An 18,384-nucleotide genomic window follows, 5' to 3' on the forward strand; every position below is an offset into this window, starting at 1 on the left:
GTGCCGCGAGGGCGGTGCGGCGAGGGCGGTGCGGCGAGGGCGGGGCGGCGAGGGCGGGGCGGCGGCTGATTAAAGATGGGACAAGTAGGTGGTGATTGCGGTGGCGGCGCGGTGAGGGGAAGTGGTCAGGGCGTTGTGGGCGGCGCCGGGAATGGTGACCGACGTGCCGGCGGTCATCTCGGCTACGGCGGTGCGCCAGGTCAGTGGGGCCACGGAGTCCAGGGAGCCGCCCAGCACGAGTGGGGGGACCGGTAGGCGCAGCAGGTCCTTCTCGACCTCGTTGCGCACCGAGTGGCCCACTGTGGCCAGGACGCGCCAGGGCTTGGCGTCGGCTACGTCCCGGGCCAGGATCGGGGCCTGCCACGGGGCCTCGACCAAGGTGTCCAGGAGCCAGCGGCCGATCAGGCCGCGGCGGGTGCGGGCGCGGGGGTCCGTCGTGGGGCTGGCCAGCACCACACCCGCGACCACGTCGGGGCGGTGGACGGCGAGCCGGGCGGCCACCTCGGCGCCGAAGGAGTGGCCGACCAGGCAGACCGGGCCCATGGTGCGGGCGTCCAGCCAGGCGGCCAGGTGGTCGGCGTGCTCGCCCACGTCGTAGGCGCCCGACGGCTTGTCGCTCAGACCGAAGCCGGGCAGATCCGGGACCACGACGGGATGCCGGGCGGCGAGCGCGCGCGCCGTGGGCATCAGGTAGCGGTGCGAGACGGCCAGGCCGTGCACGAGGACGACCGGCACGCCGGAGGCTTCCTCCGCCGCGACGTCGTGGATCCGCAGCCCTCGCGCGAGGGTCCAGCGGCGGTGGAAGATCACGGTGTGGCTGTACCCGCCGCGTCGCCGGATATGCGAATAGGCGCCGGATATGCGCACTTGGGCCGGGCCGAAATGACCGGTGCCCAGGCTCGTGGAGCCTGGGCACCGGTGCCGGAGGGCTGGTGGGTTACTGGGTGATGGTGTTGCGGCCGGCGCCGCCGACGAGGATGTCGGTGCCCGGGCCGCCGTTCAGGCGGTCGTTGCCGTCCTGGCCGTACAGGGCGTCGTTGCCCTCGAAGCCGTCCAGCTTGTCGTTGCCGGTGCCGCCGTAGAGCTTGTCGTTGCCCTTGTGGCCGACCAGGCCGTCGTTGCCGGGGCCACCGAAGATGACGTCGTCGCCGTCGATGCCGTTCAGCGCGTCGTTGCCGTCGCCGCCGTAGATGTAGTCGTCGCCGTAGCCGCCGATGACCGTGTCGTTGCCGGAACCGCCGTCGATGATGTTGCCGCCGGACGGGTCGTCGAGGTAGTCGTGGCCCGGGCCGCCCGACAGCGAGTCGTGGCCGGCTTTGCCGTAGACGAAGTCGTTGCCGGTGCCGCCCACCAGCCGGTCCCAGCCCGTGCCGCCGATCAGGGTGTCGCTGCCGGCGTGGCCCTCGGCGTACAGGTGCACCGCCGTCTTGTTGGTGACCTTGTCGTTCTTGTCGCCGAGCAGGACGTTGACCTCGACCGGCTTCTGAGCCGTGGTGCAGCGGACCTTCGTCCGGTCGCCCTTGACCGCCTGGCAGCCCTTGCCGGCCTTGACGGCGACCCGGTCGTCGAGCGTGATCGTGCGGCCCGAGAGCGTGACGATCAGGGAGTTGGCGTGGCCGGTGGCGGCGGTGAACTTGACGACGCTGCCGTCGACCCGCGCGTTGCCGGCCGCGGCGGCGGCCTGGGCCGGGGCGGCGAACAGGGCCGTCGCCGCGACTACGGCGCCGACGGTGGCCAGCGCTTTTCCGTTGAGCAAGAACATGTCATCCCCCATGGATATTCAGGTCACGCGGCCTCGGGCGCCGCGATGCCGAAATCCTATGAAGACTGATCACTTGCTCAACTCACCGTTTCGTGCCACTCACGCTCTGACTGTCTCGGTCAGCTCGATGCGGGCCTTCACCCGGCAGTAGTTCGACAGCAGGGTCACCAGCGCCGGTCCGTCGATCAGCTCCAGCGGGCGGCCGGCCAGCGCCTCGTACGCCTCGGGCTCGATGCCGCCCAGCGAGACCAGGATGCCCTTGGTGGCGCCGGCCGCACTGACCGCGCCGGCCAGGGCGTGCACCGCCGCCGAGCCGGCGGCCGGGCCCCGGGACGCGAACAGGACCACCGGGCCGCCGAAGATCGGGCGGGGGTCGGTGCACAGCCAGCGGGTGCCGGCGCCCGTCCGGGTCGGCGCGCCCATCTGCAGGCCCATCACGCCGAACAGGTCGGCCAGCTGCTGCTCCCAGGCCGCGTCGGGCAGGGTGACCAGGTTGGGGCGCTCGTCGATCTCGGCCAGGACGTTGAACTCCTCGGTGAAGTCGCGGTCGGCGTCACGGTCGAAATCGATCTTCGGGGAGATGCCGGCCAGCTCGTCGGGGCTGGGGGACAGGGCTCCTTCGAGGTGTTTCACGCAGGCCACCGGGTCGACCCGGCGCAGCTTGATCGCGGCGAACGTGTCGCGGCCGGTCTTGACCGAGACCAGGCACGGGCGGACGAACCGGCCGGTGCGCTTGTCGATGCTGTCCACAATGCCGTTGAACGACACCTGCTGCACGAGGCCACCGCGGTCGGCCTCGATGATCTCGTGGATCGTGCGCAGGGTCACCCGGGCGATGACCTCCACGTACCGGCTGCGGATCTCACCCTCGTCGCGGGGCACCGCGGTCAGGTCGTCGCGGGTGCGGTCGTAGCGGTACTCCTTCACGATCGGCACCACCTCGATCGGCGGCAGGTGGTACTCGATCAGCAGGTGCTTCTGCTTCGGCAGGTAGGCCAGGCGGAAGTGCTGCGGGAAGTCGTCCGGGTAGACCGAGTTGCCGAGCACCATCGCGAAGTACTCGACCACCGACGCCGGGTCGGCCCCGGCCACCGCCGTGGCGAAGCGGTCCACCTCGGCGTTGTAGGCGGCCATCTGCTCCTGGTGCTTGCGGACGCTCTCCTCGTACTGCCGGCGCCGGGCCTCCAACTGCCGCTTGCGCCGTTCCTCGGCCTCGGCCCACCGGGCCCGCGCGTCCTCGTAGGCCCGGCGGGCGCTGGCCGTCTGCTGCGCGCGCACCCGGTCACCGCCGAGGATCTTGCCGACGCCGCGCTGCGGCGGCGGCACGTAGCTGTCCCACCTCGGCTCGGGCGCCGGCCGGCCCAGCGGTCCCGGGTCGAACGGCGGCACGACCACCGGCTTCTTGAAGATCTGAAGGTCGATGTGGTCGTCGACGTCCAGCGTGGAGATCAGCAGCGCGTCGAGGTCGCTGAGCCGGCCCCGGATCTCGGCGTTGGCCGCGGCCGCGTCGGCGTTGCGCGCCTCGACGTAGAGCCGGCGGCGCTCCCGCTGCCGGTCGGTGTCGGAGGCGGCCTGCTGCGCGGCCGCGATGGCCAGGTCGGCATTGCGCCGGATCAGGTCGCGCTGCTGCGCCGCGGCGGTGTTGGCGCGATGCTCGGCCGCCGCCTGCGTGGCGTGCACCCGCTGCATGTTCCGAATGATGCCCATGCCCTGCCCTGCCCCTTGCCTCACTTACATGTCCGATCGCCACCATATCCATCCTTTCCGGATCTGGTTACGCGGCGCGTCCCCCGAAGCGCGTAGCGTGCATGCCAGCCGGCCGGGACGGGTAGGAATCGCAGTAGGTTCCACGATCGGCACGCGTAGTGACTGTCCGTCATGGAACCGGCGATATTTGCCAGCAACAATCACGCAGCGCAGTGGTCAACCGATCGGCTAATTCCCTACTCTGATCGGGCGAGAACCAGCAGCTCGTGGTTTTGTTGGCAAGCCGCGCAAAACATTGGAGCGGACGTCCACTGTTATATCGACCCCGTGACGGGTCGTAATAGTCAAGGGTTTCCGGAGACGCCGGGGGAGGTGGCGGGGGCGATGGTGGCACCGGATGAGCACCGGCATGTCCCGCCGAGGCTTCCGGAGCAGCGCGCACCCGCCGACGACGCTCCCGGTGAGCGTTCGGCCTGGTTCTCGTACACGGCCAGCGGTGACCGCATCGTCTGGTCGGCCGCTTTGCGCGCCATGCTCGGCCACCCGCCGGCGCAGAACGAGGTGAGCCGCAAGGTCCTTGTGCGCTATGTGCACCGTGACGACCACGCCCGGGCCCTCGGCGCGATCACCTCGGCCTGGACCAGCGGCTCCACGGTGCGCACCACGCTGCGGCTCATGCGGGCCGACGGCGGCTGGTTCGACGTCGACTGCCGCATCGAGCCGGTGAAGAGCCCGGACGGCACGGTCCGCGGCATCCGCTGCACAGTGACCGATGTCTCGGCCCGCGAGCGGGCCCGCCGCGAGATGGCACGCCTGGCCCGCCGGGGCGAGACGGTGCAGGACTCGCTGATCGAGCCCGACCCGGCCACCGGCCTGCTCACCCGCGCCCGGTTCGCCGACGAGATCGACCGGGCGCTGCGCCGGGGCGGCGGAGCGGTGCTGGTCATCCGCGTACAACCGGAAGGCGAAAGCCGCCCCGAGCGCAACGCCGATCTCCTGCATCGAGCGGCCCGGGTGCTGGAGGGCGTCGTGCAGGAGGGCGCGCTGCTCGGCCGCGTCGGCCCGAACGAGATCGCGCTGCTGCTGGCCGGCACCTCCTGGCCGATGGCCCGGCGCGAGGCCGAGCTGCTGGTGCAGGCGCTGCGCTCGCAGACCTTCGTGCTGACCGACACCTGGCTGCGGGCCGAGGCGTGGGGTGGTCTGGTGCGCTTCACCCCGGACGGCGACGCCGGCAGCCACGAGCTGCTGATCGACGCCGAGCAGGCGTGGCGGCAGTCGCGCGAGGCCGACCGGCCGCTCACTCACGTCGCCCATCCGGTGCCGGCGCGCGACCGGCAGGGCTCCTATCGCAGCCGGGTTGCCGACGCCCTCGACACCGACCGGTTCACCCTCTACGCCCAGCCCATCCTCGATCTTCAGACGAATACGGTGACCCGGCACGAACTGCTGCTGCGGGTCCTCGACGAGGCGGACGGCCCGCAGTCGCCGACCCAGGTGCTGGACACGGCCGAGCGTCTCGACGCGGTCTACGACATCGACCTCTGGGTGGTCGAGCGGGCTATGCAGCTCGCCGCCGAGCAGCCCTCGACCTGCCTGCAGATCAACCTGTCCGGCCGCTCGGTCGGCGACCCGCGGCTCACCGACGAGGTCGAGCGGCTCATCCAGCACTACCGGGTGAAGCCCGAGCAGCTCACCTTCGAGATCACCGAGACCGCCCTGATCGGCAACCTGAGCGAGGCCCGCCGCTTCGCCGACCGGGTGCGCGACCTCGGCTGCGAGCTCGCCCTCGACGACTTCGGCTCCGGCTACGCGTCGTTCCGCTACCTGCGGATCTTCCCCATCGACCTGGTGAAGATCGACGGTGAGTACGTGGTCGATCTGGTCGACAATCCCCAGGATCAGGTGCTGGTCCGTGCGCTGGTCCAGGTCTGTCAGGCGTACGGGATCCACACCGTGGCCGAGTTCGTCCAGGACGAGCCGACGTTGCGGCTGCTGCGTGAGCTCGGCGTCGATTACGTGCAGGGCTATCTGATCGGGCGGCCCGCGCCCGTCGTCGAAGGCCGTTTGCATACGCCCTGACCGGGGTGGGTATACGGCCTCACATGGAGCACTTCACGATCGCCACCGTAGCCGAGAAGAGCCCGGACTTCCGCCGGGTCCTGTGGACCGGTAAGCACACGCAGCTGGTCATCATGACGATTCCGCCGGACGGCGAGATCGGCGAGGAGGTCCACGAGGTGGACCAGATCCTCACCTTCGTCAGCGGCACCGGCAAGGCCATCGTCTCGGGGCAGACCCGCAACGTCGCCCAGGGCGATCTCGTCGTGGTCCCGGCCGCGCACAAGCACAACTTCCTCAACACGGGCCCGAACCCGCTGGTCCTCTACACCGTCTACGGCCCGCCGGAGCACGCCGACGGCGCGGTGCACAAGACCAAGGAGGAGGCGGACCGCCTCGAGGAGCAGGGCAAGGACGAGCCGCCGCAGAATTAGCGGAGAAACAGCACAGCACCGGGACCGGCCGTGGCCCCCCAGCCAGCCGGCCCCGGCGCCGTGCCGATGAGAGAAAAGTATCCGCGCAGCGTATCGAAGGCAGAGCCGAGCGTCGATGTATTGACCCGGATCGTGACCTTCGGCCATCACGCCACTAACCTCTCTGCATGACAGAGCCCGCGCCGCGATGGTTGAGCGACGAGCAGCAGCAGACGTGGCGCCGCTTCGTCGAGGTGCTGATCAGAGTGCCCGCGGCGCTCGAGGCGCAGCTCCAGCGCGACGCCGGCCTGACGCACATGGGCTACATAGTGCTGGTCTACCTGTCCGAGCAGCCCGGCCGCCGGCTGGCCATGAGCCGCCTGGCCAAATCGGTCAGCGCCTCCCTGTCCCGCCTGTCGCACGTCGTGGCCCGTCTCGAGGGGCAGGGCTGGGTCTACCGCGAGCGCGACCCCGCCGACGGCCGCGTCCAGATCGCGGTGCTCACCGACGAGGGATTCGCGAAGGTCGCCGAGACCGCGCCGGGGCACGCTGAGGCCGTACAACAACTGGTCTTCGACCGTCTCTCCCCCGCGCAGACGCGGCAGCTGGCCAAGCTCGCGGCCGCGCTGCTCCAGGAGCCGCTGACGGGGAACGCGGCGCGCCCTACGCTGGGGCGATGAGTCAGCGAGTGCAGGGCGTCATCGCCCGCGGCAAGGGTGCTCCGGTCGAGTTGACCACCATCGTCGTCCCCGACCCCGGCCCCGGCGAGGCCGTGGTCAAGATCCAGGCGTGCGGCGTCTGCCACACGGATCTGCACTATCGCGAGGGCGGCATCAACGACGACTTCCCGTTCCTGCTCGGCCACGAGGCCGCGGGCGTGGTCGAGTCGGTCGGCGCCGGCGTCACCGAGGTCGCCCCGGGCGACTTCGTGGTGCTCAACTGGCGTGCCGTCTGCGGCGAGTGCCGGGCCTGCCGCAAGGGCAAACCGTGGTATTGCTTCGCCACCCACAACGCCACCCAGAAGATGACCCTCGAGGACGGCACCGAGCTGTCGCCGGCCCTGGGCATCGGCGCGTTCGTGGAAAAGACGCTGGTCGCGGCCGGACAGTGCACAAAGGTCGATCCGCGGGCGCGGCCGGCGGCGGTCGGCCTGCTCGGCTGCGGCGTGATGGCCGGCATCGGCGCGGCCGTGAACACCGGCGGTGTCACCCGCGGCGACTCGGTGGCGGTGATCGGCTGCGGTGGTGTCGGCGACGGCGCGGTGGCCGGGGCGGCCCTGGCCGGCGCGACCACGATCATCGCGATCGACACCGACGAGCAGAAGCTGGAGTGGGCGAAAGGCTTCGGCGCCACCCACACGATCAACGCCCGCGGCACCGACGTGGTCGAGCGGGTGAAGGAGCTGACCGGCGGCTTCGGCGCCGACGTGGTGATCGAGGCGGTGGGGCGCCCGGAGACGTACGAGACCGCCTTCTACGCCCGCGATCTGGCCGGCACCGTGGTCCTGGTCGGCGTGCCGACCCCCGACATGAAGATCGAGCTGCCGCTGCTGGAGGTCTTCGGCCGCGGTGGTGCGCTGAAATCCAGCTGGTACGGCGACTGCCTGCCCAGCCGCGACTTCCCCATGCTGACCGAGCTCTACCTGCAGGGGCGGCTCGACCTCGACGCCTTCGTGACCGAGGAGATCGGCCTGGGCGACGTCGAGGCCGCGTTCGCCAAGATGCACACCGGTGGCGTGCTCCGTTCGGTGGTTCTTTTCTAAGCCGCTTTGGCGTACGCCGGTACGGAGCGGTCCGCGAGCAGATCGAGGGCCAGGGCGGCCGTCCAGCTGAAACTGGGCGCCCCCAGGCCCTCGCCGGTCTCCGGGTGGAAATACTCGAAGTGGCCGTTGCGGTGCACCAGCCGCACCATGGCGGCCCGCAGGTCCTCCGCCTCGTCCCGGCGACCGTGCACGAGCAGCCCGCGGCGCAGCAGCCAGTTCACGTTGATCCAGACCGGGCCGCGCCAATACCGCAGGGTGTCGAAATCGGCGGCCGTACGGTCGTAGCTCGTCACCGGCAGCCCGAACCGCTCCGAGCGCATGGCCGCGAGCACGCCCTCCACCTGACCGGCGGGCAGATCCGGCAGCATCAGCGGCATCAGGCCGCTGACGCAGCGGGCCGGGGTCAGCTTGCCGGTGTGCACGTCCCGCGCGTGGAACATGCCGGTGTCCGGGTTCCACAGCCGCGACACGATGGCCGAGGTGATCCGCTGGGCCCGCTCGCGGTGCCCGCCGGCCGCGGCGGTGTGCCCGAGCACGCCGGCGATCTGGGCCAGGGACAGCTCGGCGGCGCCCAGAATGGCGTTGAACGACGGGCACTCGACGGCGAAGGCGTGCCGCTCCGTCAGTCCCGTGTCCGAATAGTCGGCGGCGCGGTAGCTGAGCACCAGACCCACATAACGCGCGTAGTCGGTGTCGGTGGGCCGGTGCGAGGCGTCCGAGACGGCCAGGTCACGGCGGCGGTAGACGGTCAGGAGCGACAGGTCGGCCGGCACGTTGGCCATGGCGTCGTCCCAGGCCGGGCTGTTGTCCAGCCCCGACTCCCACGGATGAACGATGGCGGTCAGACCGCCGCCGCCGAGATCACGGCGGTCGGTCAGGTATTCCTGCTGGGCGACCAGGCGCGGATAGAGCCACTCCAGCTCGGCCCGGGCCTGCTGCGAGGCGGCGGCGCCGTGCGCGGCCGCCCGCCGGTAGACCTCCCAGGCCGCGACCGCGTGCAGCGGCGGCTGGACGATGCCGGTGCTGCCGTGTGCGGGCCGGCTGCCGTACGCGGGCACGCCCCAGAAAGCCGGCCCCGGGAAGTAGTCGGCCTCGGACATGGCCGGGTCGAACACGATGTGCGGCACCCGCCCGTCCGGCCACTGAGCCTCGAACAGGCTGCGCAGATCACGCCAGGCACGCGTGGGGTTGACGTAGGCCAGACCGACCGCGATGAAGGCGGCGTCCCAGCTCCACTGATGGGGATAGAGGCGGCGGGAGGGGACCATGTGATCGCCGGCCCAGTTCGTCTCGAGGACGCCGGCGGCGGAGTTCCAGAGTTCGGCAGACATCTCAGTCACAGGTGCTGGCAGGGGGTGGTCGGGGTGCATCTAATCAGAAGACCTTTCCGCTCCAGACGCCGGTAAACCCCTGTCGGGTCACCAGCCCTCCGCCTGAAGGGAACCCCTGGTTCGCACACGGTTCACGGACCGCCGGTCCGTCAGAGCACCGTCCGGGCCCGATCATCACCGGCCGGTGTGTTGGCCAGCCAGCAGGCGCCACCGAGCGGCGCCCACCCGAACGACTCGACCTGGGCCACCACCTTGCGCACCATCGCCTGCGGCTCGTCGTCCCACCGCTCGAACCCGTCGCCGATGTCTCCGGCGACCATCAGCCCACCCACAATGAGCCGCTCGAGCACCTCGACGGTCAGCCCCTGGAACTCGACGCCGGCCGCCTCCGCCGCCTCCCGAGCCGCCCCGATCACGGTGTCGACCGGCACCCAGTCATCCAGCCCTTCGACCAGCAGCTCATCCACGATCCCGTCGGTGTTCATTCGAGATGCACCTTTCGGTCGCGCTCGCCGGCGCGGAAGATGTCGATCGTCTCGCCTCCGGAACGAGAGCTCAGCCGCCATTGGATGATCGTGCCGTCCGGCAGCTTATAGACCTCCGGAACCTTCGGCCCGCGTGCGGGCTGAGGCTCCGCGCCGGCGATCCACCGATCGAAGTAGCCGCGTAGCTCCTCGCTGCTCCCCGCGACCCGGACGTGGCTCTGCCGGCCCGCGGGCAGCCCGTCGAACTCGGACTGCCACTGATCAGGGCCGCGAGGCGGCGGTTCGGCGGCCCGCCCCGGGCCGCCCTGGTTGAGACGCCCGTCCTCGGCGACCCGCGCCAGGGCCTCATGGCCCTCGGCCACACTGGCGGCCGGTCGCCCGTGCGATCCGGGTCCGCGAGGCCTCCTTGGCACGGCCGCTCCACCTCAGCATCCACGTCGGTCGATCTGACCATAGTGGCGAGGCGTGGCGGCTCAGTCCAGGTAGCCGAAGTTGTCGCAGGTTCGGCGGTTGAGGATGCAGTTCTTGGTGCGCTTGTTCATGGCGTCCTGGTCCCACATGACGAAGGCGTCGCCGTGCATGGAGGAGGCGCTCTTCACGTCCTTGTCGGAGGACAGGTAGTAGCCCTGGGTGGTGCCCTTCACCCCGTACTGGATGTCGAAGGTTATGGCGGGGATGCGGACGGGATGGGAGGAGGGGCAGCCCTGGCCGCTGCCGAAGGCGACGTGGTCCTTGTGGTTGGGGCTGTCCAGGTGCTTGCCGTCCCAGCAGTCGGGGAACTGCAGCATGAAGTGCAAGGTGGCGTCGCCGCCGCAGATGGGCCAGTTGCCGTTGGTGCTGCGGGCGATGCCGTCGAGGTCGCCCGGGCCGTAGAAGGCGCAGTAGAACTGGCCCTGGGCGCCGCGCGGGGTGGGCACCTTCTTCTTGGCGTCGCCGGCGACCATGCGCAGGCCGTTCGGCAGCGGCATCATGCCTTTCGAGCTGTCGCGCAGCGAGCGGTAGTAGACGCGGAAGCCGGTGGTCTCGACGGGCTTGTTCGTGGCGTTGTCGTAGAGGGTCGGCACCCAGTAGGCGGAGTGGTCCTGCACGGGCTTGCAGGTGGTGGCGGTGAACTTCATCAGGTCACCGGCGGTCGTGCCGGCGTCGACCGCCTTGTTGCCGACGAACGAGTGCATGTGTGAGGCGCCGGGCAGGCCGGGCAGCACGATCGGGTCGTCGGCCAGCCGGTGGCTGTACTGGCAGTCGGCGCGGAACTCGGGCAGGTTCCCGACGCCGGCCGGGACAGGATCGACCTTGCGGGAGTTGTACGCGTCGACCTGCGCCTGCCAGATCGCCGGGTCGACGTTGATCCAGCCGGGCTTGGCCGGCGCCTGCTGCTCCGTGGGCTTTGAAGGGGTCGTCTCCGTCGCGGGCTTCGACGGCGCGGCCTTGGAAGCGGACGTCGCCGGCCGGGCCGAAGCCGTCGTGGTCGCGGTTGCCGTCGCGGTCGCCGGAGCCGGCGTCGTGGCCGCGGCGGTCGCCGAGACCGCCTCGGGGCTGCTGTTGTCGCTGCGCATCGAGACCGCCGCCACCGAGACGGCTACCGCGACCACGGCCACGCCGGCGCCGAGGGCGGTGACGGCCCGGCTGGGCCGGCGGCGGTGACGTCGGGGCGGCTGGGGGATCGTCGTGTTCGGCACGACTGGGAGACGGGCGGCTCAGCGCGCGATAACGGAAAGCCAGAGACGGCTTCGCCGCCCGGGGAGGTACGGCGAGTCGAGCCGCTTGGCGACGATGCCGTCCAGACCCTGGGCGCGGGCCGTCTCCAGCGCGAACTCGCCCCCGCCGGGGAAGTAGGGCGGCGTCTGCCAGTGGTCGCCGGCGATCGACAGGCCCGCCAGCAGCTCGCGGCGCTCCGCGTACCGCACGAGCTCGAGCGTGCTGTGCCCGTCGAGCCACAGAAGGTCGTACACCAATAAATGCACCGGCGTCCGCTCCGCCGCCCGCCTCGCCGCCGCCGAGTCCTTCGGCGGCTTGCGCCGGGCCAGCAGCTCGGGCGAAGGCCGGGGTCCGTCGAACGCCACGATCTCGCCGTCGAGGACGGCCTCGACCGGCGCCAGCGCCGGACCGAGACCCCGGATCTCCGGATACCAGCTGGTCACGTCGCTTTCGGCCATCAGGCGTACGCGTCCTCCGGAGACGTACGCCTGGACGCGCCGGCCGCCCCACGCGAGCTCGTAACCCCAGTCGGCGTCGTCGGACGGCAGCGTGGCCGCGGGCACCGGCAGCATCGGCGCCACCTCGTCCGGCATGGACTCCCAGCCGGGCTCGGGCGGGTCCATCCGGCGGACCATCCAGTCGTTGCCGCCGGTCTGGAAGAAGACGTAGCGCCCGTTGGTGCGATCGCCGTGGAAGGTCACGCCGATCTCGTCGTCGCGCCACTTGTCGGCCTCGTACGTGCCCTGGTCGAAGATGGTCATCCGGCCGCCGCCGTACTCGCCGGCCGGTATCTCGCCGGAGAAGGCGAGGTATTCCAGCGGGTGGTCCTCGGTGTGCTTGGCCAGGTTGTTGCGGGCCTGGTCCTTGGGCAGGCCGCGGGGGACCGCGAACGAGACCAGCACGCCGTCGCGCTCCAGCCGGACGTCCCAATGCAGACTGCGCGCGTGGTGCTGCTGGATGACGAAGCGGTTCGCGTCCTGCTTGCTCCGTCCGGCCTGCCGCGGGATGGGCTCCGGCGTGCGCCGGGCGTCCCGCTTGTTCCGGTACTCCGCCAGACGATCCGTCATGACCCTATTTTTTCCCGCGGTGACCGAAAATACACCGATGTAATTTGTCATACGCCTGTGCCAGGGTGGGCGACATGGCCAGCCATCTGAACAATTCGGACGCGTCGATGATCGCGGGTTTCCCCCGCCGGTGGCGCGGGGTAGTGTCTTGGCTCCAACGCGTGTCCGACCGGTGGGAGGCAGTGCTGCGATGACGTTGCGCATCCTCGTGGTGGGCGCCGGAATCGCCGGTCTCGCCGCTGCTCGAGCTCTGCGGCTCGCCGGCTTCCGGCCCGACGTGGTGGAGGAGCTGCCCGCGACCATGCTGCCCGGCGCCGGCATCTACCTTCCCGGCAACGCCTCGCGGGCGATGCGCCAGCTGGGGCTCGACGCGCCACTGAGGCCGCTGGGCGACCTGATCTTCCGGCAGGTCTTCCTCGACGCCCGCGGCCGCGAGCTGTTCGAGATGGACGTGGCCGGGCTCTGGGCCGGCGTGGGCGAGTCGCGGGCGCTGTCCCGGGCCGACCTCCAGCAGGTGCTGCTCACCGGCGTCGGCGGCGAGGTGCGCTACGACACCGCCGTGCGCGACCTGGAGATCTTCGAGGGCGCCGCCAAGGTCGAGTTCGGAGACGGCAGCGTCGCCGAGTATGACCTGGTCGTCGGGGCCGACGGTCGGCGCTCGACGATCCGCGCCAAGGCCGGGCTGGGCGCCGCGGCCGACCCCACCGGCCAGATCGTCTACCGCTCGGTGGTCACCGGTGGGCCGCCGCTGAGCGACTGGACGGCCCTGCTCGGGCGGCGGTCGTCGTTCGTGGCCATGCCCATGGGCGGCCGCAAGATCTACTGCTACGCCGACGAGACCGCTCCCGACTCGCCCAACCCCGAGGACCCCAAGGCGCACCTGCGGGAGCTGTTCGGCACGTTCGGCGGCCCGGTGCCGGCCATTCTCGACGCCATCGAAAAGGTCCAGGTCGCCCGCACCGACGAGGTTGTTCTGCCAAGCTGGTCACGTGGCCCTGTCCTGCTCGTCGGTGACGCGGCGCACGCCACCGCCCCGACGCTCGCTCAGGGCGCGGCCATGTCTTTCGAGGACGCGGTCGTGCTCGGCGAGGAGCTTCGCGCTGCCTCCGGTGACGTCGCGTCCGCGCTGCGGGCGTACGAAGATCGCCGTCGTCCCCGGTGCGAGTCGGTGCGTGACCGCACCCGGGAGCGCGACCGCACCCGTGACGTGCCGCCCGCGTTGCGTGATCCGATGCTGCGCAGGCGCGGCCTGCGCATCTTCACCGACCACTACCGCCCGCTGGTATCGCCCGCCTGATCTAGAGGCCTCTTTGGTCACCCCGCGCCCGCGGGAGGTCGGTGGGGGACTATTCTGCCTGCGAGGTACGCCTTTGACCATGGGCGCACCGAGTGGGACGTACGAGACGACGGAGGCTATTCGTGACGACCGTTGCGCCTAAGCCGATCGTGACCCGGCCATACCCGGTCCGGCGGCAGGTCAAGGGTTCGGCATTCGCCCGGATCCTGCGCACGACGGATGCGAAGCAGATCGGGATCATGTACATGATCACGGCCTTCGTGTTCTACATGCTCGGCGGCCTGATGGCGCTGCTGATGCGTACCGAGCTGGCTCGCCCGGGCATGCAGTTGCTGTCCCCGGAGCAGTACAACCAGCTGTTCACCATGCACGGCACGATCATGCTGCTGTTCTTCGCGACGCCGATCGTGTTCGCCTTCGCGAACTTCGTGGTGCCGATCCAGATCGGTGCGCCCGATGTGGCCTTCCCGCGCCTGAACGCGTTCGCCTACTGGCTCTACCTGTTCGGCGGCACGATCACGATCAGCGGCTTCATCACGCCGGGGGGCGCGGCCGACTTCGGCTGGTTCGCCTACACGCCGCTGAGCGACTCGCTGCACTCGCCGGGCATCGGCGGCAACATGTGGGTGGTCGGCCTGGCGCTGTCCGGCCTGGGCACCATCCTCGGTGGTGTCAACCTGATCACCACGATCCTGACCCTGCGCGCGCCCGGCATGACCATGTTCCGCATGCCGATCATGACGTGGAACATCCTGGTCACCAGCCTGCTGGTCATCATGGTCTTCCCGTTCCTGGCCGCCGCGCTGTTCGCGCTCACCGCCGACCGCGTCCTCGACGCACACGTCTACGACGTCAACACCAACGGCCCCATGCTCTGGCAGCACCTGTTCTGGTTCTTCGGCCACCCCGAGGTGTACATCGTGGCGCTGCCGTTCTTCGGCATCATCACCGAGGTCATCCCGGTCTTCAGCCGCAAACCCCTCTTCGGCTACAAGGGCCTCGTCGCGGCCACCCTGCTCATCGCCGCCCTGTCGATGTCGGTGTGGGCGCACCACATGTTCGTCACCGGCCAGGTCCTGCTGCCGTTCTTCAGCTTCCTGAGCTTCCTGATCGCGGTGCCGACCGGCATGAAGTTCTTCGTGTGGATCGGCACGATGTGGCGCGGCCAGATCAGCTTCGAGACGCCGATGCTGTTCGCCATCGGCTTCCTGGTGACGTTCCTGTTCGGTGGTCTGTCCGGCGTGCTGCTGGCCTCGCCGCCGATCGACTTCCACGTCTCCGACTCGTACTTCGTGATCGCGCACTTCCACTACGTGCTGTTCGGCACGATCGTGTTCGCGGTGTTCTCGGGCATCTACTTCTGGTTCCCGAAGATGTTCGGGCGGATGCTCGACGACCGCCTCGGCAAGGTCCACTTCTGGCTGACCTTCCTGGGCTTCCACGGCACGTTCCTGGTGCAGCACTGGCTGGGCACCGAGGGCATGCCGCGGCGGTACGCCGACTACCTGCCGAGCGACGGGTTCACCTTCCTGAACACGTTCTCGACCATCGGGTCGTTCGTGCTGGGTCTGTCCACGCTGCCGTTCATCTACAACTGCTGGAAGTCCTACAAGGTCGGCCAGCTGGTCACGGTGGACGACCCGTGGGGCCACGGCAACTCGCTGGAGTGGGCGACCTCGTCGCCGCCGCCGCTGCGCAACTTCGACCGCATGCCGCGCATCCGCTCGGAGCGCCCGGCCTTCGACGCGAAGTTCCCGGAGCTGGCCGCCGGCGAGCAGTCGATCGCCGGTCCGCCCGAGGGTGGCGCCCGCCCGCTGACCAAGGAGTCAGACGGGGGAGCCACCTACAACGAGGACACGGACAACAAGAAGCACTGATCTCTGAGCGCTGAGAAAGGCCCGCCCTTCGGGGCGGGCTTTTTCTTGCCCAGCCGTAGACACTGTCTACGGCCGACTGGTAGACACTGTCTATGGATCTGCGGGATCGACTCGTCCGGGTCGGCGGCGAGCTGGTCGACAGCGAGGGAATCGGCGCGCTGTCCCTGCGCGAGATCGCCCGGCGGGCCGGGGTGTCGCACGGGGCGCCCCGCCGGTACTTCCCCACCCACCTCGAGTTGCTGTCGGCCGTCGCCCGCGAAGGCTTCACCGAGCTGGCCGCACGGGCGGAGGCCGCCCTGGCCGACGGCCCGGGCGGCCCGCGCGCCCGGCTGAGCGTGCTGGCCCGGATCTACCTGGACTTCGCCGTCGAAAGGCGCGGCCGCTACGAGCTGATGTTCCGCCACGACATCCTGAACAGCGGCTACCTCGGCTTGCGGGACACCAGCCTCCCGCTGTTCCACCTGCTCACCGACCTGGTCGCCCAGGCCCTCCCCAGTCACACCCCCGCGCCCTCACCGGAGGTCGTGGCGGCGGCGCTGTGGGCCAACCTGCACGGCATCGCCGAGCTGTGGAACTGGGGGAGCCTCACCCTGGCCACCGGGGCGGCCGATCCCGGGTCGTTCCTGGAGGCCGCCCTCACCGCCCATCTCGGGCCCACCCCCGGAGGCGACGCATGATCAGTGCACCACCCCTCTACGCGCTGGCTCACCGGGCGCTCGGCGGCTACCTGCGGGTGACCTGGCGTCCCACGGTCAGCGGGCTCGAGCATCTGCCCGAGAGCGGCGGCGCGATCCTGGCGCCCAACCATCTCTCCATCGGCGACCAGGTGTTCCTCGGTGTGCTCACGCCCCGGCACATCGCCTTCTGGGCCAAAGCCGAATACTTCCGCGGCACCGGCCCGCGGGGCGACCTCACCCGGCGCGTCGTCACCGGCATGGGTGCGATCCCGGTGGAGCGCGGCGGCGGGCGGGCGGTCCTCACCGCGTTCGACGGCGCCATCCCCGTGCTCAAGGAAGGGGGTCTGGTTGCGATCTTTCCCGAGGGGACCCGCTCGCCGGACGGACGCCTCTATCGGGGGCGCACGGGCGCGGTCCGGCTGGCCCAGCAGACCGGCGTGCCGATCATCCCGGTCGGCATCCGCGGCACCGACCATCTGCGGCCGCCGGGAAGTCGCCTTCCCCGCCGGCATCCGGTCAGCGTCACCTTCGGCCCGGCGATCCCGGTGCTGGCCGAAACGCCGGCCGACGTCCGCCGCCTGACCGACACCGTGATGGCGGCGATCCAATCGCTGACCGGCCAGGAGTACGTTCCGCGCTACGCCCGGCCGAACTGAGATGCTGGGTCCGTGAGCTACCTGCCCGATCTTTCCGCGCTTCTGGTGGAGGGTGCTTCCTTCCGGGGCGGCGGTTCGGCGTACGTCATGCAAGCCCGGAATTTGGAAGCCGTCGTCCTGCCGACCGGTCGCGTCGTCGGGTGCGACCCGCTGCTCGGCGCCGACACGGCCGAACCGTTCACCGTGAGCGTGGCGCCTGGAACCTATGCGTTGCGGGCATGGGTCGCGCTGATCAGCTCGGCGCGGGCAGTCCCGCAGACCCGCACGGCGGCCCTGCAACTGCTGATCAGCGACCGGGAGGCGGCGCGCTGGGAGATGGCGCTGATCCCCGGGCAGGACCCGGCGGAGCTTCCCGGCGACGGCTTCTTCGGCTACAAGGTCGACGCGAGTGCCGGCGCCCTGGCCGACGAGGTGGCGGTGCGGGCGCTGCGTGACTGGACCTACGACGACTACGAGGCGGTCTTCATCGCGGATGAGCTTCCGCCGCCGCCGAGCGCCCTGGGCGGCATCACGGACAAGCCCACCGGCGCGAACGTCATCTCCGTCAGCACGGGGTGGGGCGAGGGCGTCTATCCCACGTACATCGGATACGCCGCCGACGGCGAACCGACGAGCTACGTCACCGACTTCCTGGTCACGCCGGTGGTCTGACGTTACCTCGCCGCCAAGCGCCGGATCGTGGCGGTGAGGGACAAGGTGTCGACATCCCGCCCGGTGATCAGGGCCTGGAGCATGACGCCGTCGACCAGGGCGATCAGGTCGCGGGCGGCGGTCGCACCCAGATGTGGTTCGAGAAGCCCCCGAAGCCCGGTCATCCAGGCCAGCGCGAGCGGCCGCAGAGTGACATCACGGCCGGCGGCCACATAGAGCTCGCACTCGATCTGCGCCCGCTTCCGATCGGCCAGATATCCGGCGATCAGCTCCGCCAGCGCCGTCGGCACATCCTCGGCCGCCCGCAGCCGCGCCCCCCACAGCTCGAGATCGTCCTGCACGTCCGAGGCCGCCCGTTGCAGCCCAGCGGCGATCAGATCGTCGAGCGTCGGAAAGTAATAGGTGGTGGCCCCCAGCGGCAGTCCAGCCCGAGCCGCGACGGCCCGATGGGTGGTCCGCCCGATCCCCACCTCAGCAATGACCTCGACAGCCGCCACCGCCAGCGCCCGCCGCCGAGCCTCGGGATCACGGGGGCGTTGCGCTTTCCGCCCCTTGGCGGCCCCTCCGACCGGCTCAGCCCTGACATCGCCCGCTCCGCTCCCCGATCCGGAGTCCACGCCTGCGCTTACCGCGTCCGCGCCTGCCGCGTCCGCGCCTGCCGCGCCTACCCCGTCCTCGCCGGCGCCTGCTGCGGCCGTGCCCGGGTCTACTCCGTCCTCGCCGACGTCTGCTGCGCCCGTGCCTGGGTCTAGCCCGTCCTCGCCGGCGCCTGCCGAGCCCGCGCCTGCCGAGCCCGCGCCTGCCGAGCCCGGGTCTGCTGCGCTCGGATCCGCGTCTGCCGCGCCTGCGTCTGCCGCGCCTGCGCCCGCGCCTGCCGCGCTCGGATCCGCGCCTGCCGCGCTCGGATCCGCGCCTGCCGCGCTCGGATCCGCGCCTGCCGCGC

Annotated in this window: 18 protein-coding genes; 9 read left to right on the plus strand and 9 right to left on the minus strand. The window is 70.6% G+C overall.

Features of this window, described 5'->3' with window-relative positions; translation table 11 throughout:
• Positions 1–69: 69 nt before the first annotated feature.
• From CRP55_RS10290 to CRP55_RS10300, 3 genes are all read right to left on the minus strand, one after another.
• Positions 70–810 (minus strand): alpha/beta fold hydrolase, encoded by a 741-nt coding sequence (locus CRP55_RS10290; RefSeq protein ID WP_097319464.1) that lies wholly within the window; start codon positions 808–810, stop codon positions 70–72.
• A gap of 127 nt (positions 811–937) precedes the next feature.
• Entirely contained in the window at positions 938–1,762 is an 825-nt protein-coding gene (locus CRP55_RS10295) for a calcium-binding protein (RefSeq protein ID WP_101536177.1), read from the minus strand.
• A 99-nt stretch (positions 1,763–1,861) separates the two neighbouring features.
• Positions 1,862–3,469 carry a restriction endonuclease gene (locus tag CRP55_RS10300; RefSeq protein ID WP_097319468.1) on the minus strand — a complete coding sequence of 536 codons (1,608 nt, stop codon included), beginning with the start codon at positions 3,467–3,469 and terminating at the stop codon, positions 1,862–1,864.
• A gap of 384 nt (positions 3,470–3,853) precedes the next feature.
• On the opposite strand from CRP55_RS10300, the gene CRP55_RS10305 reads away from it, so the two are divergent.
• The 4 genes from CRP55_RS10305 to CRP55_RS10320 all read left to right on the plus strand — a co-directional run bounded on the left by CRP55_RS10305 (position 3,854) and on the right by CRP55_RS10320 (position 7,702).
• The gene (locus CRP55_RS10305; RefSeq protein ID WP_097319469.1) at positions 3,854–5,548 is read left to right on the plus strand and encodes an EAL domain-containing protein; all 1,695 of its coding nucleotides are present in this window, start codon (positions 3,854–3,856) and stop codon (positions 5,546–5,548) included.
• A 23-nt stretch (positions 5,549–5,571) separates the two neighbouring features.
• Complete coding sequence (locus CRP55_RS10310; protein ID WP_097319470.1) at positions 5,572–5,961, plus strand: cupin domain-containing protein; 390 nt, start codon at positions 5,572–5,574, stop codon at positions 5,959–5,961.
• Between the two features lie 167 nt (positions 5,962–6,128).
• Positions 6,129–6,620: a MarR family winged helix-turn-helix transcriptional regulator gene (locus tag CRP55_RS10315; protein ID WP_097319472.1), complete on the plus strand. Its 492-nt coding sequence runs from the start codon at positions 6,129–6,131 to the stop codon at positions 6,618–6,620.
• Positions 6,617–7,702, plus strand: coding sequence for an S-(hydroxymethyl)mycothiol dehydrogenase (locus CRP55_RS10320; RefSeq protein ID WP_097319474.1), 1,086 nt, complete (start codon positions 6,617–6,619; stop codon positions 7,700–7,702). Before CRP55_RS10315 ends, CRP55_RS10320 begins: the two co-directional genes overlap by 4 nt.
• Here the strand turns inward: CRP55_RS10320 and CRP55_RS10325 are convergent.
• The 5 genes from CRP55_RS10325 to CRP55_RS10345 all read right to left on the minus strand — a co-directional run bounded on the left by CRP55_RS10325 (position 7,699) and on the right by CRP55_RS10345 (position 12,283).
• Entirely contained in the window at positions 7,699–9,033 is a 1,335-nt protein-coding gene (locus tag CRP55_RS10325) for an amylo-alpha-1,6-glucosidase (RefSeq protein WP_143234529.1), read from the minus strand. The genes CRP55_RS10320 and CRP55_RS10325 overlap by 4 nt on opposite strands.
• 149 nt (positions 9,034–9,182) lie before the next feature.
• Positions 9,183–9,518, minus strand: coding sequence for a hypothetical protein (locus tag CRP55_RS10330; protein ID WP_097319477.1), 336 nt, complete (start codon positions 9,516–9,518; stop codon positions 9,183–9,185).
• Positions 9,515–9,880, minus strand: coding sequence for a hypothetical protein (locus CRP55_RS10335; RefSeq protein ID WP_097319478.1), 366 nt, complete (start codon positions 9,878–9,880; stop codon positions 9,515–9,517). The genes CRP55_RS10330 and CRP55_RS10335 overlap by 4 nt, the downstream gene beginning before the upstream one ends.
• A gap of 111 nt (positions 9,881–9,991) precedes the next feature.
• Positions 9,992–11,197, minus strand: a complete 1,206-nt coding sequence (locus CRP55_RS10340; protein ID WP_097319479.1) for a DUF1996 domain-containing protein — start codon at positions 11,195–11,197, stop codon at positions 9,992–9,994.
• Positions 11,198–11,215: 18 nt separating this feature from the next.
• Complete coding sequence (locus CRP55_RS10345) at positions 11,216–12,283, minus strand: DNA polymerase ligase N-terminal domain-containing protein (RefSeq protein ID WP_097319480.1); 1,068 nt, start codon at positions 12,281–12,283, stop codon at positions 11,216–11,218.
• 190 nt (positions 12,284–12,473) lie between these two features.
• Here CRP55_RS10345 and CRP55_RS10350 point away from each other — a divergent pair, with 190 nt between their 5' ends.
• From CRP55_RS10350 to CRP55_RS10370, 5 genes are all read left to right on the plus strand, one after another.
• Positions 12,474–13,580, plus strand: coding sequence for an FAD-dependent monooxygenase (locus tag CRP55_RS10350; RefSeq protein WP_097319482.1), 1,107 nt, complete (start codon positions 12,474–12,476; stop codon positions 13,578–13,580).
• Between the two features lie 122 nt (positions 13,581–13,702).
• On the plus strand, positions 13,703–15,457 hold the full coding sequence (ctaD, locus tag CRP55_RS10355) for an aa3-type cytochrome oxidase subunit I (RefSeq protein ID WP_097319483.1): 1,755 nt from the start codon (positions 13,703–13,705) through the stop codon (positions 15,455–15,457).
• 92 nt (positions 15,458–15,549) lie between these two features.
• Positions 15,550–16,134 (plus strand): TetR/AcrR family transcriptional regulator, encoded by a 585-nt coding sequence (locus CRP55_RS10360; protein ID WP_097319485.1) that lies wholly within the window; start codon positions 15,550–15,552, stop codon positions 16,132–16,134.
• Positions 16,131–16,790 carry a lysophospholipid acyltransferase family protein gene (locus CRP55_RS10365; protein WP_097319486.1) on the plus strand — a complete coding sequence of 220 codons (660 nt, stop codon included), beginning with the start codon at positions 16,131–16,133 and terminating at the stop codon, positions 16,788–16,790. Before CRP55_RS10360 ends, CRP55_RS10365 begins: the two co-directional genes overlap by 4 nt.
• A 12-nt stretch (positions 16,791–16,802) precedes the next feature.
• Complete coding sequence (locus tag CRP55_RS10370; RefSeq protein ID WP_097319488.1) at positions 16,803–17,441, plus strand: DUF4241 domain-containing protein; 639 nt, start codon at positions 16,803–16,805, stop codon at positions 17,439–17,441.
• Positions 17,442–17,443: 2 nt separating this feature from the next.
• Here the strand turns inward: CRP55_RS10370 and CRP55_RS10375 are convergent, their stop codons facing one another.
• A complete protein-coding gene (locus CRP55_RS10375) occupies positions 17,444–17,938 on the minus strand; it encodes a TetR/AcrR family transcriptional regulator (protein ID WP_245922908.1) in 495 nt (164 codons plus the stop codon).
• Positions 17,939–18,384: the final 446 nt, after the last annotated feature.

Origin of the sequence: Paractinoplanes atraurantiacus (assembly GCF_900215205.1) — a bacterium.
GTDB classification, from domain to species: domain Bacteria; phylum Actinomycetota; class Actinomycetes; order Mycobacteriales; family Micromonosporaceae; genus Actinoplanes; species Actinoplanes atraurantiacus.